Below are 15,655 nucleotides of genomic sequence, written 5' to 3'. Positions count from 1 at the left end.
TCATGGCTCTCGAAAAACTAGCTTTGATTTTTTAACCTGGTTGTCATCCAGGTGACTCGATCTCATCACTAAAAGTGACTTGACCCGCACATCTGTCAACAATATTCAGTTTTCAGGGTTCCAACCTCGTCGCTCATCGGCGACTTGATTATAATATCATGGGATTATATTTTTGTCAACAGGATTTCTAAAAAAAGTGAAAAGGGATTGGCAGGATATACTCTGCCAATCCCTTCCATCGGCCGCTGACCATTGACAGCTGACCGCTGACAATCCAGTTACTTTTTCTCCACCTGGAATTTGAAGTTGTCGATTACAGGCCGGTAGTCTGCACCGCCTTCTTTCACATCTTCCGTCAGGAGAGCCTGGACGATAATGGCCATTTCCAGCCGTTTCTTCTGGATCTTGCACCCATAAGCATAGGGCTTTTCAATGGTCCCGTTGACCAGATCCGCATTGGCATGGCAGCCGCCGCTGCAGAAGAACCGGGCCCAGCAGGTCCGGCAGTCTTCCTTCTTCATCACATGCATGTGACGGAAGTACTGGACCATATCCTTCTTCACGATGCCTGTATCCAGGGTACCCATTTTGTATTTTTCCCGTCCCACGAACTGGTGGCAGGGGTAAATGTCCCCTTCCGGAGTAATGGCAAAATATTCATGACCGGCCCCGCAGCCTGCCAGCCGTTTGGCCACACAGGGCCCGTTGTCCAGAGCCACGTTGAAATGGAAGAAGTCAAAAGGCACTCCTGCCCGCTTCTTTTCCAGATAGGCCCGGGCCAGTTTTTCGTATTCTTTGTCCAGGGTAGACCAGTCTTCTTCTGTCAGCACCCAGGGTTCCGTGGTGCCCACTACCGGTTCCATGGAAATCTCAGATCCCACATCCAGCATAGCCAGCACGTCATCGCAGAAATGGGTGTTGTAATGGGTATAGGTCCCCCGCAGATAGTAGTTCTTCCCATGGCGGGATTCGATGACTTTTTTGAAGCCCTTCACCGCCGCATCATAGGACCCCACATGGCCGGGATAAGGCCGCATGTGATCATGGGTCTTTTTGCTGCCGTCCAGGGACAGGACCAGCATCACCCGGTTGTCGTTGAGATACTTGACGATCTCATCGGTAAGCAGGGTGCCGTTGGTGGTCAGGGTCAGTTTGATGTTCTTCCCGGTTTCCTGTTCCCGCTGGCGCACATAGTCCACAATGTATTTCACCACAGGCATGTTCATCAGAGGTTCCCCGCCGAACAGGTCCAGTTCCAGGTTGTGCCGCTGTTTGCTGCCGGCAATGGCAAATTCAATGGCCTTCCGGGCCACTTCCTTGCTCATGAGAGCCCGGTGGCCCCCAAAGTCTCCGGTGTCTGCAAAGCAGTAGCCGCAGCGCAGGTTGCAGTCGTGGGCCACATGGAGGCACAGAGATTTCAGCACCGGTTCATCAGAAAAGGTATCCGGCACCGGGAAATCCGGAGAAAACAGCAGACCGGCCTTCTGCAGGTCCTGGAGTTCCTCCAGGGCTTCGGCCACGTCTTCCGCCGGGTATTTGCCGGCAAAATGGGCTTTGGTTTCTTCCGGATTGGTGCCGTCGTAAAAGCCCAGCAGGTCATAAATCATGGCGTCGATGATATGCACGGCGCCGCTGTTCACGTCAAGGACCACATAATTGTCGTCCAGATGCATTCTATGGATCAGCAAGTTTCTATCCGCCCTTCTTATATTGCTTGTTTGGTACAAGAAAATAGCTCCCTGCGCATGCAGGGAGCTTCCGCGCATAATGGAATTATGCTTTTTCGCAAACCTGGTTGCCTACCGTGCAGGAAGTTTTGCAGGCAGACTGGCAGGATGCCGGGCATTCGCCGCAGCCGCCGGTTCTCAGGGTTTTCTTCAGCATTTCTTTATTCACAGTCTTGATTCTCTTTGCCATCATCGATTCCTCCCTATCTTCATGTTTATAATTCATTGTATCTGTTTTTCTGAAAGAACGCAAGTCTTTCAACCGTTTCTATCTTTCTTACAGATGGAATTTCGCCTTCAGTTCATAATACTTGTGGATGATCCAGTCTGTATTCACCCCTGTCTGATCAATATAGCTCTGGATCTGAGCCCGTTTCAAATCATATTGGAAGCATCCCAGGTTCTCCGGTTTGTTCTGGAACACGTTCACCCGGTGCAGCCGCATCAGATCGGTCTTGTCCGTATTCACCCCCACACGGCCGTCCACCCCGGCAATGTACCCGGCTTTTTTCACCTGGGCTGCAATGGCATCGCTGGCGGACCCGTTGGGATAAGAGAAGGTGAGTCCTTCCGGGGGATTGTAGATGCCCCGCATGTGTTCCATGGAGCTGGTCAGTTCATAGTCGATCTGTTCCGGTGTCATGGACTGGAGAGGCTTGTGGTTGAAGGTATGGGACCCCAGGGCCCACCCGTATTTCAGCAGTTCATGTTCCTGGTGCCAGTCCAGATATCCGGGCCAGCCTTCATACTTCACGGCCATGTACATGTTCCCCACAAAGCCGTATTTTTTCAGGATAGGGGCAGCGTAAGTCAGGTTGTCCAGATACCCGTCATCAAAGATCAGCACACATTCCTTGTGGAACTTCCGTCCTTCCTTCCGGCCCTTCACGTATTCCGCCAGGGTCATGGTCTTCCAGCCCTGTTCCTTCAGATATTTCATCTGTTCGTCAAACTGTTCCGGAGGCATGGTATACGGGTCGTCATGGCCCGGTTCCACCCGGTGGTAGGCAAAAATCGGCACGGTCTCTTCACAGAACCGGGGAAAATCCTGCTTCACATAAACATATCCCCCGTATCCCAGGCCGCACAAAGCCGCTACAATGGCCAAAAAAATAATCAGTTTCTTCATTGCTCCCCATCCTTCAATTTCTCTGCAATCTGTTCCAATTTCTTCAACCGGTGATTGAATCCGGATTTGCCCACATTGTCTTCCGTCAGGGCCGCCAGTTCCCCCACGGACAGATCCTGGTGATCCTTCCGGAGACGGGCCGCCTCCTGGAGAGGTTCCGGCAGGGTGCTCAGCCCCACCGTTTCTTCAATGACCCGGATGGCGTTCAGCTGCCGCACCGCCGCCTGGACTACCTTGTTCAGGTTGGCAGTTTCGCAGTTCACCTGCCGGTTCACCTTGTTCCGCATATCCTTCAGGACCCGGACATTTTCAAATTCCAGGTAGGAATTGCTGGCCCCGATCAGGGATAGGAACCCGGCAATGGCATTGCCTTCCTTCAGATACACGATGTAGGAATTCTTCCGGTCCACGATCCGGGCAGGCAGGCTGAAGCCCTTCATGATTTTCTGGATGAACTGGCCCATTTCCAGGCTGTCACAGATCAGTTCCAGATGATAGTCGCTGATGGGCTTGTTCACCGATCCCCCGGCCAGGAATACCCCCCGAAGGAAGGCCCGCTTCTCTCCTTCCTTTTTCAGCAGGGCGCTGCCTGCCTCTTCCAGAGGGGACAGGAGATGGAGCCGGCTGAGAGCCGTCCTTGCTTCGTCAGAAGGGATCACATGGACCTGATACCGGTTGTTTTTCTTCAGCCGTCGGCTCCGGGTAACGATCACTTCCGTCTGGACCGGAAAATTGTTTTTCAGCAGCCGGAGCACCCGCCGGGCCAGGGCGGCGTTTTCCGTGGTGAAGTGGATGCCCACCTTCCGGCCGCTGAGGGAAACTGCCCCGCTGATCCGCAGCAGCCCGAACAGCTCCGCTTGTTCACAGTCGTGGTTTTCTCCTTCTGACCGTGCAATTTCGTTTTTCACATCATGGGAAAAAGACATGGTCAGTTCTCCTTTTTGGCATTTTTCCGCAGTTCCTGCATGGTCTGCCGGGCAAAGAAGTAGTCGAAAAACCGGATTCCCTTGCCGAACAGCTTCAGCCGGTAGATCAGGGCGATGATGGTCTTGGCCAGCTTCAAAGGATTGTGCCGGACCAGGTCGCTGTCATTCAGCAGCTTGGCAGGCACACAGTCGATGCCCAGCTTTTCGATTTTCTCCACATCGGGAGACACCGGCATGGCCCCTTCTTTTTCGTACTTGGCCAAAATCTCCGGAGAGGCCTTCTGCTCGTTGACCACAACATAATCCAGGCACTGGCAGCCCATGTGCCTGATCAGGGCCTGGACATGCTCATAGGCCCCGTAGCCGTCGGTTTCCCCAGGCTGGGTCATCACATTGCACACGTAGATTTTCACGGCCTTGGACCGGATCACCGCATCCCGGATCCCGGGGACGATAAGGCTGGCCAGGACGCTGGTGTACAGACTGCCGGGCCCCAGGATGATGGCATCCGCCTTCATGATGGCATCCACCGCCCGCTGGGAGGCCCGGGGATTTTCCGGTTCCGTCATCAGCCGGACGATTTTGTGGGGAGAAGCGGTAATGGAGCTTTCCCCCACCACGGTACTGCCGTCGTCCATCTTTGCCTTCAGCTGGATGTTGTCCGTGGTGTTGGGCCATACATGGCCCCGCACTTTCAGGATCTCACAGGTAGCGGCAATGCCTTTTTCCATGTCCCCGCCTTCCACATCGCTCATGGCGGCGATGAACAGGTTCCCCAGATTGTGGCCGCTGAGGGCGCTGCTTTTGAACCGGTACTGCATGACTTTTTCCATCAGCGGTTCCGTATCAGACAACGCCACCAGGCAGTTCCGCATATCACCGGGAGGCAGGATCCCCAGTTCCTTCCGCAGCCGGCCGGATGATCCCCCGTCGTCGGCCGTGGTCACTACCGCCGTACAGTTGTTGGTGATCAGTTTGATACCCCGGAGCAGCACGGACAGCCCGGTGCCCCCGCCGATGACCACCACGCTGGGGCCCTTGTCCAGCTTCTGCTGGGTAAAAATCAGTTCCCGGAGGGATTCCTTTTCCCCCGGCATCACTGCATTGATGATGGTCTTCACCACATGGGTGGCCCCCAGAAGCATAAAGAGGATGCCCAGGCCTACATTGAAAGCCCCCAGGGCCGTAATGGTGGACTGGTAGTATTCGCCTCCCACAGAATTGATGAACTTCAGTACCAAGGCTTCCAACAGCCCCACGAACTGATAGTTGAAGATTAAAGTGACTCCCACACAGGCCAGCACCGCGCCCAGCGCAAAAAGGAACAGCCAGCGCTTCAGGTTCAGCCCCGGGTACAACCACTTAATCCATTTCATACGCATTCACCTATTTCTTTATTAAATCCCGATGGATGACCTGCACCCCATAGCCGCATTTTTCAATGAACCGGCCCAGGGCGTTGGCTATGAACACACTCCGGTGCCGTCCCCCTGTGCAGCCCACGCCGATCATCAGCTGGCTCTTCCCTTCCTGGACATACTGGGGCAGCAGGAACTGGATCAGCCCGAACAGCTTCTCCTCAAAATCCCCGGTCACCGGTTTTTCCTGGATGTAATCCATCACCGGCTGGTCGTTGCCGCAGAGATTCTTCAGCTCCGGAATATAGAAGGGATTGGGCAGGAACCGCACATCAAAGACCATGTCGCAGTCCAGAGGAATGCCGTATTTGAATCCGAAGGACTGGACCACGATGTTCATGGGAGGCAGTTCCCCTCCCTTGCCGAAAAGCTGGACGATTTTACTGCGCAGTTCCTTGGTGCTGGTCTTGGACGTATCGATGATGGTGGTGGCCCGCTGGCGGATCTGGCTGAGGATATCCCGTTCCCGGGCAATGTCAGCACTCAGTCCGTTGCGCCCTGCCAGAGGATGGCGCCGGCGGGTTTCCTTGTACCGCCGGATCAGGGTGGCATCATCCGCATCCAGGAAGACCAGTTCATAAGGCACGCTGCTCTGGTTCAGCTGGTCCAGGACCTGGTTCAGATCCTTGAAAAATTTCCCTCCCCGGATATCCACCACCAGTGCCAGCTGGGCCCCTCCGTTCTTGTTCTGGAGGCACAGTTCAATGAATTTGGGAATAAAAGTAGGGGGAAGATTGTCCACGCAAAAATAGCCCAGATCTTCCAGGGTCCGCATTACCTGCGTCTTCCCCGCACCGGACATCCCGGTTATCAGCAACGTTCTCGCCATTTCCATCCACACCCCCTGCAAAGTTTTCAATGTTTTTATTATACAATGGAAAAAAAGTCCGTGTAAAGTCTTCCCCGGTTCTTTATACCGGTACCTCCACCTGTTCAGTCATCACCGTCCGAAGGATCCGGGCCACCCCGTTCCGGGTATTGGGAGCCGTCACCACCCGGGCCGCCTGGCGCACCGGATCGCTGGCGTTCCCCATGGCCACTCCCAGGCCGGCGTGGGTGATCATGTCCAGATCATTGTCCGAATCCCCCACACAGAGGATTTCCTCTCCTTTGATCCCTTCCCGGGCCGCCAGAGCCTGGAGGGCATGCCATTTGTTGGTGGCGGGAGCAGTGACTTCCAGGAATCCTTTGGAAGAGCTGACGATTTTGATCTTCCCGGCATATTTCTCTTCCAGTTCCGGCCGCAGGGTCTTCACCTGGTCAGAAATCACCAGCAGTTTGTGGGGAGCCTGGGACAGGTGATGGATTTCTTCCGTTTTCACTTCATAGGGCACCCGGGAAAAATGGGAATAGAACCGGGCTTCCTTACAGTCCCGAGGCACCCACAGATGGTCATCCACATAGGCCTGGATATAGATTCCCCGGCCCAGGCAGTCATCCAGAAGAGGCTGGGCCACTTCCAGAGGCAGGGGCCAGGCTCCCAGGGTCTCTCCGGTCCGGGGATCCCGGATCAGAGCCCCGTTGTAGACCACCAGAGGACGGGTAATGCCCAGTTCCCGGGCATAGGGCAGGGCCGACCGGTACATCCGTCCCGTGGCCAGGGTCACGAAATAGCCGGCAGCTACCGCGTCTTTTACCGCCGCCGCATCTTCCGGGGCAATGTTCTTTTCTTCATCCAGCAGAGTGCCATCCAGATCCATGGCAATCATTTTCAGGGACATGGGTTTCCTCCTTCTCGTTTTCCCAACAAAAAAAGGCTGCCGCTGGAATGCGACAGCCTTTCTGGCTTTTTAGGCTTCTTCGGAGAACTGGTCTTTGCCTACGCCGCAGATGGGGCAGACCCAATCTTCCGGCAGGTCTTCGAATTTGGTGCCGGGAGCAATGTTGTGTTCCGGATCACCGGCAGCTTCATCATATACATAACCGCAAACGTCACAAACGTATTTTTTCATTGTTCGTATCCCCCTCAGGATTATTTGTTTTCTTCGCCCTCGATTATACCAAAGGTTCTTTCCTGTGGCAATAGGTTTTAAAGAAATTTTTAAGAAAAATTATTGGCTAATAACTTATTTTTATTTTCCCTTTTTCAGGCTCTCCTGCCCCTGTTCCAGCAGGGCCGTTTTTTCCAGCAGGCTGCCCTGGAGAAAAGCATGGACCCGTTCCGCCACCGGCCGGGTCATGGAATCCACTGCCGCCAGATCTTCCACAGAAGCCTGGCGCATAGCATCCAGGGAACCGAACCGTTTCCACAGAGCGGACCGTCGTTTGGGCCCCAGCCCTTCCAGATGGTCCAGGACGGACACCAGGTTCCGTTTCCCCAGCCGTTTCCGGTGGTAGGTGATGGCGAACCGGTGGGCCTCATCCCGGATGTGCTGGATCAGGTGGAGGGCCGGAGACATTTTGTCCAGCAGGATACTGGTGTGGGCCCCCTCTTTGAAGATTTCTTCTTCCCGCTTGGCCAAACCGATGACGGGCACCTCCTCCGGGGTGATTCCCAGGCCCCGGATCACGGCACAGGCGGAACTCAGCTGTCCCTTGCCCCCATCGATGATAATCAGGCTGGGCAGATCTTCCAGGTCTCTGTACCGCCGATACACCACTTCTTCCATGGATTTGAAGTCGTCCGGCTTCCCTTCTGTGGACCGGAGCTTGTACCTCCGGTAATCCTTCTTGCTGGGGGCACCGTTCCGGAACACCACCATGGAAGCTACCGTCTCCCGGCCCTGGTTGTGGGAAATATCGAAACAGTCCATCCGTTCCAGGGGCTTCTCCAGTCCCAGGGCCTTCTGGAGCTGTTCCGCCGCATCCAGGTCCGTCCCTCCAAAGGCATGGCCCCGGCGGAGCCGCTCTTCCAGATTCTTCCGGGCATTGTTCACCGCCATGAGCACCAGGTCGTGCTTCAGGCCCCGCTGGGGCACCAGCAGGTTCACCGGCTTTTCGCACAGACCACTGAGCCACTGGGACAGCAGGGTCCGGTCGCTGTCTGCCAGATCTTCGCTCACCAGGATCTCCCGGGGCGGCCGGTGGTTTTCATGGTAGTACTGCTTCAGGAAATCTGCCAGCACTTCTCCTCCCGGTTCCCCGATTTCCTGGTCCAGGAAGAAGCTGTCACGGCCCAGGATCTTGCCGCTGCGGATAAAGAACACCTGGACACAGACCCCGCTGTCATCCATGGCCAGCCCCACCACATCCCGGTCCCCGCTTTCCGTGGTGGCTTTCTGTTTTTCCGCCAGCTTCCGGAGGCTCAGCAGGGAATCCCGGTACCGGGCCGCCGCCTCAAATTCCAGATTGTCCGAAGCCTGCTGCATTTTTGCGGTCAGATCCTTTTCCAGCTGGGACACCTTCCCGTCCAGCAGCAGCAGCACTGCATCCACCATCTGCTTGTATTCGCTGACAGGCACCTTCCCGGTACAGGGAGCCAGGCACCGGTGGAGATGGTACTGGAGGCAGGGCCGTTTGGCATTCAGGTTTCGGCAGTGCCGGAGGGGAAACATGGTCCGGATCAGCTTCATGGTGTCCCGGAGGGCTCCCGCATCTGCAAAGGGACCATAGTACCGGGCCCCGTCCTTCTGCACCCGGCGGGTGAGCACCATACGGGGATAGGCCTCCCCTACGGTGATCTTCAGATAGGGATAGGTCTTGTCATCCTTCAGGTCGATGTTGTACCGGGGCCGGTACTTTTTGATCAGGTTGCATTCCAGGATCAGGGCTTCCATCTCGCTGGCGGTGACAATGGTCTCGATGGAGGCCACATGGGCGTTGATGGCCCGGACCTTGGGGGACACCTGGCTGGCCGGGCGGAAGTAGCTGCGCACCCGGTTTTTCAGGATCACCGCCTTACCCACATAGATCACCTTTCCGGAGGCGTCGTGCATGATGTAGACTCCCGGGGCGTTGGGGAGCACCGCCAGGGTCTCTTTGATGGCATCGTTCATTCCAGGACCTTCTTTACATACTGGCCGGTGTAGGATTCCGGCACTTCCGCCACCTGTTCCGGAGTCCCGGTGGCAATTACCGTACCGCCCCGGTCGCCCCCTTCCGGCCCCAGGTCGATAAGCCAGTCAGCACTTTTGATCACATCCAGGTTGTGTTCGATGACCACTACGGTGCTCCCGGCATCCACCAGCCGCTGGAGCACTTCCAGCAGCTTGTGCACATCCGCCATGTGGAGCCCGGTGGTGGGTTCATCCAAAATATACAGGGTCCGGCCGGTGTTCACCTTGGCCAGTTCCGTGGCCAGTTTCACCCGCTGGGCTTCCCCGCCGGAGAGAGTGGTGGCCGCCTGGCCCAGCCGGATGTAGCCCAGGCCCACGTCTTCCAGCACCTGGAGCTTCCGGAGGATCCGCTGCTGGTTGCTGAAGTACTGGCAGGCCTCGCTGACGGTCATGTCCAGGACTTCCGCAATGTTCTTTCCCTTGTACCGGACTTCCAGAGTATCCCGGTTGTACCGGGTGCCTTTGCACACTTCGCAGGGCACGTACACATCGGGCAGGAAGTTCATCTCGATTTTCAGCATCCCGTCCCCGTGGCAGGCTTCGCACCGGCCGCCCTTCACGTTGAAGCTGAACCGGCCGGGCTTGTAGCCCCGGAGCTTGGCGTCGTTGGTGGTGCTGAACAGGGTCCGGATCAGGTCGAAGGTGCCGGTGTAGGTGGCCGGGTTGGACCGGGGAGTCCGGCCAATGGGGCTCTGGTCGATGTTGATCACCTTGTCGATATGCTGGATCCCGGTGATCCGGTCGTGGGCCAGAGGCCGTTCCCGGGCCCCCATCAGCTTCTTGGCCAGGGCCTTGTACAGGATATCGTTGATCAGGGTACTTTTGCCGCTGCCGCTGACCCCGGTAACCACTGTCAGCGTTCCCAGGGGAATGGACACATCGATGTTCTTCAGGTTGTTGGCCCGGGCTCCCTTGATGGTCAGCGTCTTCCCGCTGCCCTTCCGGCGCTGGGCCGGCACAGGGATTTTCTTCCGGCCGCTGAGGTACTGGCCGGTGACCGATTCCGGCACCTGGCTGATTTCTTCTGCCGTGCCCTGGGCCACCACATAGCCTCCGTTTTCCCCGGCCCCGGGCCCGATATCGATGATCTGGTCTGCCGCCCGCATGGTGTCTTCGTCATGTTCCACCACAATCAGGGTGTTCCCCATGTCCCGGAGGTTCTTCAGGGTTTCCAGCAGTTTGTCATTGTCCCGCTGGTGGAGGCCGATGCTGGGTTCATCCAGGATGTACAGCACCCCCACCAGTCCGGAGCCGATCTGGGTGGCCAGACGGATCCGCTGGGCTTCTCCCCCGGACAGAGTAGCCGCCGCCCGGTCCAAGGTCAGGTAATCCAGCCCCACATTGTTCAGGAAGCTGAGCCGGGCCCGGATTTCCTTCAGGATCTGTTTGGCGATAAAGGCATCCCGGTCCGAAAGCTGGAGATGGTTGAAGAAATCCAGACATTCCCGTACCGGCAGCTGGCACACCTGCTGGATATTCTTCCCATCCACAGTGATCCCCAGGACTTCCGGACGGAGCCGGGCCCCGTGGCAGGTGGAACATTCGATGGCGGTCATGAAGGATTCGTAATCCAGCCGCTGGCTTTCGCTCATGGCGTCCTTCAGCCGCCGTTTCAGCACCGGAATGATCCCTTCAAAAGGGGTATTGTGTTCGTTGATTTCCCCCATGAGATTCTGATAGGAGAAGGTGAAGATTTCGTCCGGGATCCCTTCCAACAGCTGCTGCTGGAATTTTTTCGGCAGATCCTTCCAGCAGTTCTGGAGGGAGAAGCCCCGGCTTTTCAATACGGCTGCCAATTGACACAGGAAATAGGACTTCACATTGGAGCTTACTGCCGCAATGGCCCCCTGGTCAAAAGGCTTCGTCTTGTCCGGGATGATCAGATCCGGGTCGAATTCCATGTGCTGGCCCAGGCCCATACAATCCGGGCAGGCCCCGTAGGGGGCATTGAAGGAAAACAGCCGGGGTTCGATTTCCGGCAGGCTGATGCCGCATTCCGCACAGGCGAACTTTTCGCTGTACACATGGGTCTCTCCCCCGATTTCTTCGATGGCCACGGTGCCTTCCCCCAGCTTCAGGGCTGTCTCCAGGGAATCGGTGAGCCGGCTCCCCAGGCTGGGACGGGCCATCAGCCGGTCCACCACTACGGAAATATAATGCTTTTTCTTTTTGTCCAGCTGGATCTCCTCATCCAGGGTATAAATGTGGTCATCCACCTTCACCCGCACATAGCCGGCCCGGCGGACGGTTTCCAGGATGTTTTTGTGTTCCCCTTTCCGTCCCCACACCACCGGGGCCAGGATCATGAACTTGGTCCCTTCCGGCAGTTCCAGCACCTTGTCGGCGATCTGCTGGGGGGACTGCCGTTCGATCACCTTCCCGCATTTGGGACAGTGGGGGATCCCGATCCGGGCAAACAGCAGCCGGAGATAGTCGTAGATCTCCGTCACCGTCCCCACGGTGGACCGGGGGTTCCGGCTGGTGGTCTTCTGGTCGATGGAAATGGCCGGGGACAGCCCTCCGATATAGTCCACATCCGGTTTGTCCATCTGTCCCAGGAACTGCCGGGCGTAGGCGGACAGGCTTTCCACATACCGGCGCTGGCCTTCCGCATAGATGGTGTCAAAGGCCAGGGAGGATTTTCCGCTTCCGGACAGTCCGGTGATCACCACCAGCTTGTTTCGGGGGATCTTCAGGGAGATATTTTTCAGGTTGTGCTGCCGCGCACCCTGGATCACAATGGCGTCTTCATTCATGAGCTTTTCTTTGCTCTCCTTTCAGCAGGATCAGCTGGTCCCGGTATTCCGCAGCCAGTTCAAAGTCCAGCTGTTTGGCCGCTTCCTTCATTTTCTTTTCCATGGCCCGGATCTGTTTGTCCAGTTCCCGAGGCTTCAGTTTCTTCACGGTTTTGGCCGTATATCCCTTGGCGGCGGTATCGTCCTCTTCCACCTTGGTGAGTTTGATCAGTTCCACCACTTTTTTCTGGATGGTCTTGGGTACAATCCCGTGGGCCTTGTTGAAGGCCTCCTGTTTTTCCCGTCGCCGGGCGGTTTCGCTGATGGCCCGCTCCATGGATCCGGTAATGGTGTCCGCGTACATGATCACCCGGCCGTGGGCATTCCGGGCTGCCCGGCCGATGGTCTGGATCATGGCGGTGTCGCTGCGGAGGAATCCTTCCTTGTCCGCATCCAGGATGGCCACCAGGCTCACTTCCGGCATGTCCAGCCCTTCCCGGAGCAGGTTGATGCCCACCAGCACGTCGAACTTCCCGGCCCGCAGGTCATGGATGATTTCCGCCCGTTCGATGGTGGCAATGTCCGAATGGAGGTACCGGACCCGGACCCCGGCGGTGGTAAGATATTCCGTCAGGTCTTCCGCCATTTTTTTGGTCAGGGTGGTTACCAGCACCCGTTCCTTCTGGCCGGTGACCTTGTGGATTTCCCCCAGCAGGTCGTCGATCTGTCCCTTGATGGGCCGCACTTCGATCTGGGGGTCCAAAAGCCCGGTGGGCCGGATGATCTGTTCCACCACCTGGTCGGTGGTTTCCATTTCGTAAGGCCCGGGAGTGGCAGATACATAGATGATCTGCCCCCGCTGGGCCTGGAATTCGTCAAAGGTGAGCGGCCGGTTGTCAATGGCGGAAGGCAGCCGGAACCCGTACTTTACCAGCTGTTCCTTCCGTGCCCGGTCCCCGGCGTACATGGCCCGGAGCTGGGGCAGGGTCACATGGCTTTCGTCGATTACCGTAAGGAAATCCTTGGGGAAGTAGTTCACCAGGGTAAAAGGCGGCTCTCCAGGCTTCCGTCCCGTAAGGTGCCGGGAATAGTTTTCGATGCCGCTGCAGTACCCCAGCTCCTGCATCATCTCCAGGTCGTAATTGGTCCGCTGTTCCAGCCGCTGGGCTTCCAGGAGCTTGTTTTCCCCCTTCAGCACCTTCAGCCGTTCATTCAGTTCCCGGCGGATGTCTTTCCGGGCCCGTTCCAGGTTTTCATCGCTGGTTACATAATGGCTGGCCGGGAAGATGGCCACATGGGTCCGTTTGTCCACCACCTGGCCGGTGAGCACGTCGATTTCCTCCAGGCTGTCCACTTCGTCCCCGAACAGTTCGATGCGGATGGCCTTTTCTCCGTAACTGGCCGGGACCACTTCGATCACATCTCCCCGGACCCGGAACTTGCCCCGCTCCAGGGACAGGTCATTCCGTTCATAGCGGATCTTCACCAGTTTCTCCAGGATGGCATCCCGTTCCACCGTCTGGCCCACCCGCAGAGACAGGACACTGTCGTAGTAGTCTTTGGGGCCGCCCAGGCCATAGATGCAGGACACCGACGCCACTACGATCACGTCCCGCCGTTCCATCAGGGCGGAAGTGGCCGAGTGCCGCAGCTTGTCGATTTCATCGTTCATGGAAGAATCTTTTTCAATATAGGTATCCGTGGCCGGGATATAGGCTTCCGGCTGGTAGTAATCGTAATAGGACACAAAGTATTCCACCGCATTGTTGGGGAAGAATTCCTTGAATTCGCTGCACAGCTGGGCCGCCAGGGTCTTGTTGTGGGCGATCACCAGGGTGGGTTTCTGGACCTTCTGGATCACCTGGGCAATGGTGTAGGTTTTCCCGGTGCCGGTGGCCCCCAGCAGCACCTGGGTATGGAGCCCGTCCTCCACCCCTCTGGCCAGGGCCTCTATGGCTTCCGGCTGGTCTCCTGCCGGAGCAAAAGGAGCATGGATTTCAAATGGCATAATGGTTTCTCCTTGTTCTTTCAGTATCTCTATCATTATATCATACGGAAAAAGTACTGACTGGTGAGTCTAAAGTCTTTCTTTTAGCCATACAGATAGTGTATAATAAAATGATTCTGTAAGAAGGAGGAAACCATGCATTTATCGTTCAAATCGGTACTGGCTGGCGCCCTGCTGATGTTTTCCCTGGCACCGGGCGCAGAAGCCTCACCAAAGATTCTGTACGTTCCCCTGGACAACCGGCCTGTGTGTCTGGAATATACCGTGGACACCGCCAAGGCGGCCGGCTATCCCCTGACCACCCCTCCGGAAAAGGACCTGTCCGACCATCGGGGTTCCGGGGACAATGAAGCCCTGTGGAACTGGCTGGAAAAGGAAGCCCCTCATGCAGAGGCAGCGGTGCTGGCTACGGACAGCTTGAACTACGGGGGCCTGGTGGCTTCCCGGAAACACCACCATCTGGAAAAATACCTGAAGGAAAAGGTCCATCGTCTGGAAAAGCTGAAAAAGGACAACCCGGGGCTGAAGATCTATGCCTTCAGCACCATTATGCGGACGCCCCAGCAGAGCATCGGGAAAGTGGAACCTGGGTACTACCAGGAATACGGCCCCAAGATCTTTCGTTATTCCCAGCTCCAGGACAAGGAGGACCGGGACGGATCCCTGAGCTATCCGGAAATCCAGGAACGGCAGACCCTGCTGGCCCAGATTCCCGATTCCGTCATGAAGGACTGGCGGACCCGGCGGCTGATGAATTTCCAGACCAACAAACGGCTGATCCGGCTGTGCCAGAACGGCACCTTCCATTATTTTGCCCTGGGCAAGGATGACGATGCGCCCCTGTCCCAGACCCATATGGAAGCCCGGCACCTGAAATTTGTGGGCGACGGGGTTACGGAAAACCGGTTCCAGATCCTGCCCGGGGTGGACCAGGTGGGGCTTTTGCTGGTGACCCGGGCCATCAATGAGATCCGGGGGGAAAAGCCCAGGGTCTATCCCCTGTTTGCACCCGGAGCCGGCGGCGATACCGTGCCCCTGTATTCCGATGAACGGGCGGAAGATTCTGTCCGGAACCAGATCCTGGCCAGCGGGGCAGTGGAAACCAGCCACCTGAAGAAGGCGGATCTGGTGCTGGCAGTGAACACTCCGGAAGACGGGGTCTGCCTGGATTCCACCGCCAATGACAACGCCCCCTACGCCAGCCGGGCCAACCGGGCCTTCGCTGCAGAACTGGCGGACCTGGAGACCCAGAAGCCCGTGGCTCTGGCGGATATTTCCTATGCCAACGGGGCGGACAACGGGTTCATGCTGGCCATGACCGATGCCAAAGCCCTGCTGGGGCTCACCGCCTATTCCGGCTGGAACACTGCGGACAACAGCATCGGCTATGCTCTGAGCCAGGGGATCCTGGGCAAACGGATCAAACCGGCGGAACGGGAACGGCTGCTGAAGACCCGGCTCCTGGACGACTGGATCTACCAGGCCAATGTCCGGTACCGGATCAGCCTGGGCATCGACCAGCACGATTTCAAGCTGAAGTACGATCTGGGGAAATACTACAACCGGATCCTCAGCGGTACCAACCGGCTGTTCCGCCAGTACGTGGAAGACGAACCCACCCTGAAGGGCACCCATTATACGGTGGAATTCCCCTGGAACCGGATGTTCGAGGTGGATGTGAGAGTGAAGTGAGGCCAGGCTGCAGCCTGGCTGGTCA

The 15,655-nt window shown here is 57.0% G+C and carries 12 protein-coding genes; 1 reads left to right on the top strand and 11 read right to left on the bottom strand.

The features are described from left to right. Positions 1-278: 278 nt before the first annotated feature. From scfB to uvrB, 11 genes are all read right to left on the bottom strand, one after another. Positions 279-1,688 carry a thioether cross-link-forming SCIFF peptide maturase gene (gene scfB, locus ACTQY5_RS06850; protein ID WP_441368979.1) on the bottom strand — a complete coding sequence of 470 codons (1,410 nt, stop codon included), beginning with the start codon at positions 1,686-1,688 and terminating at the stop codon, positions 279-281. A gap of 85 nt (positions 1,689-1,773) precedes the next feature. Further along, positions 1,774-1,917 (bottom strand): six-cysteine ranthipeptide SCIFF, encoded by a 144-nt coding sequence (gene scfA / locus ACTQY5_RS06845; RefSeq protein ID WP_071142269.1) that lies wholly within the window; start codon positions 1,915-1,917, stop codon positions 1,774-1,776. Between the two features lie 87 nt (positions 1,918-2,004). Continuing rightward, positions 2,005-2,856: a polysaccharide deacetylase family protein gene (locus ACTQY5_RS06840; RefSeq protein WP_154487775.1), complete on the bottom strand. Its 852-nt coding sequence runs from the start codon at positions 2,854-2,856 to the stop codon at positions 2,005-2,007. After that, entirely contained in the window at positions 2,853-3,782 is a 930-nt protein-coding gene (whiA, locus tag ACTQY5_RS06835; protein ID WP_022488116.1) for a DNA-binding protein WhiA, read from the bottom strand. The genes ACTQY5_RS06840 and whiA overlap by 4 nt, the downstream gene beginning before the upstream one ends. A gap of 2 nt (positions 3,783-3,784) precedes the next feature. Next, positions 3,785-5,158 carry a gluconeogenesis factor YvcK family protein gene (locus ACTQY5_RS06830; RefSeq protein ID WP_022488117.1) on the bottom strand — a complete coding sequence of 458 codons (1,374 nt, stop codon included), beginning with the start codon at positions 5,156-5,158 and terminating at the stop codon, positions 3,785-3,787. A gap of 10 nt (positions 5,159-5,168) precedes the next feature. After that, a complete protein-coding gene (rapZ, locus tag ACTQY5_RS06825) occupies positions 5,169-6,035 on the bottom strand; it encodes an RNase adapter RapZ (RefSeq protein ID WP_022488118.1) in 867 nt (288 codons plus the stop codon). Positions 6,036-6,111: 76 nt separating this feature from the next. After that, entirely contained in the window at positions 6,112-6,921 is an 810-nt protein-coding gene (locus ACTQY5_RS06820) for a Cof-type HAD-IIB family hydrolase (protein WP_154487773.1), read from the bottom strand. 69 nt (positions 6,922-6,990) lie between these two features. Next, positions 6,991-7,152, bottom strand: a complete 162-nt coding sequence (gene rd, locus ACTQY5_RS06815) for a rubredoxin (RefSeq protein WP_012937911.1) — start codon at positions 7,150-7,152, stop codon at positions 6,991-6,993. A 120-nt stretch (positions 7,153-7,272) separates the two neighbouring features. Continuing rightward, positions 7,273-9,135 carry an excinuclease ABC subunit UvrC gene (gene uvrC / locus ACTQY5_RS06810; RefSeq protein WP_441368978.1) on the bottom strand — a complete coding sequence of 621 codons (1,863 nt, stop codon included), beginning with the start codon at positions 9,133-9,135 and terminating at the stop codon, positions 7,273-7,275. Then, positions 9,132-11,951 carry an excinuclease ABC subunit UvrA gene (gene uvrA, locus ACTQY5_RS06805; RefSeq protein WP_154487771.1) on the bottom strand — a complete coding sequence of 940 codons (2,820 nt, stop codon included), beginning with the start codon at positions 11,949-11,951 and terminating at the stop codon, positions 9,132-9,134. The genes uvrC and uvrA overlap by 4 nt, the downstream gene beginning before the upstream one ends. Beyond that, positions 11,944-13,938 carry an excinuclease ABC subunit UvrB gene (uvrB, locus tag ACTQY5_RS06800; RefSeq protein ID WP_302157261.1) on the bottom strand — a complete coding sequence of 665 codons (1,995 nt, stop codon included), beginning with the start codon at positions 13,936-13,938 and terminating at the stop codon, positions 11,944-11,946. Before uvrB ends, uvrA begins: the two co-directional genes overlap by 8 nt. Before the next feature lie 135 nt (positions 13,939-14,073). Between uvrB and ACTQY5_RS06795 the strand changes: the two genes are divergently transcribed. Continuing rightward, a complete protein-coding gene (locus tag ACTQY5_RS06795) occupies positions 14,074-15,630 on the top strand; it encodes a DUF4127 family protein (protein WP_154487769.1) in 1,557 nt (518 codons plus the stop codon). Positions 15,631-15,655: the final 25 nt, after the last annotated feature.

Source organism: Acidaminococcus sp. HCP3S3_H5 (assembly GCF_052122235.1).
Taxonomy (GTDB): Bacteria; Bacillota; Negativicutes; order Acidaminococcales; family Acidaminococcaceae; genus Acidaminococcus.
Note: the sequence above shows the minus strand (reverse complement) of the source record. Positions and strands in the feature narration are given on the sequence as shown.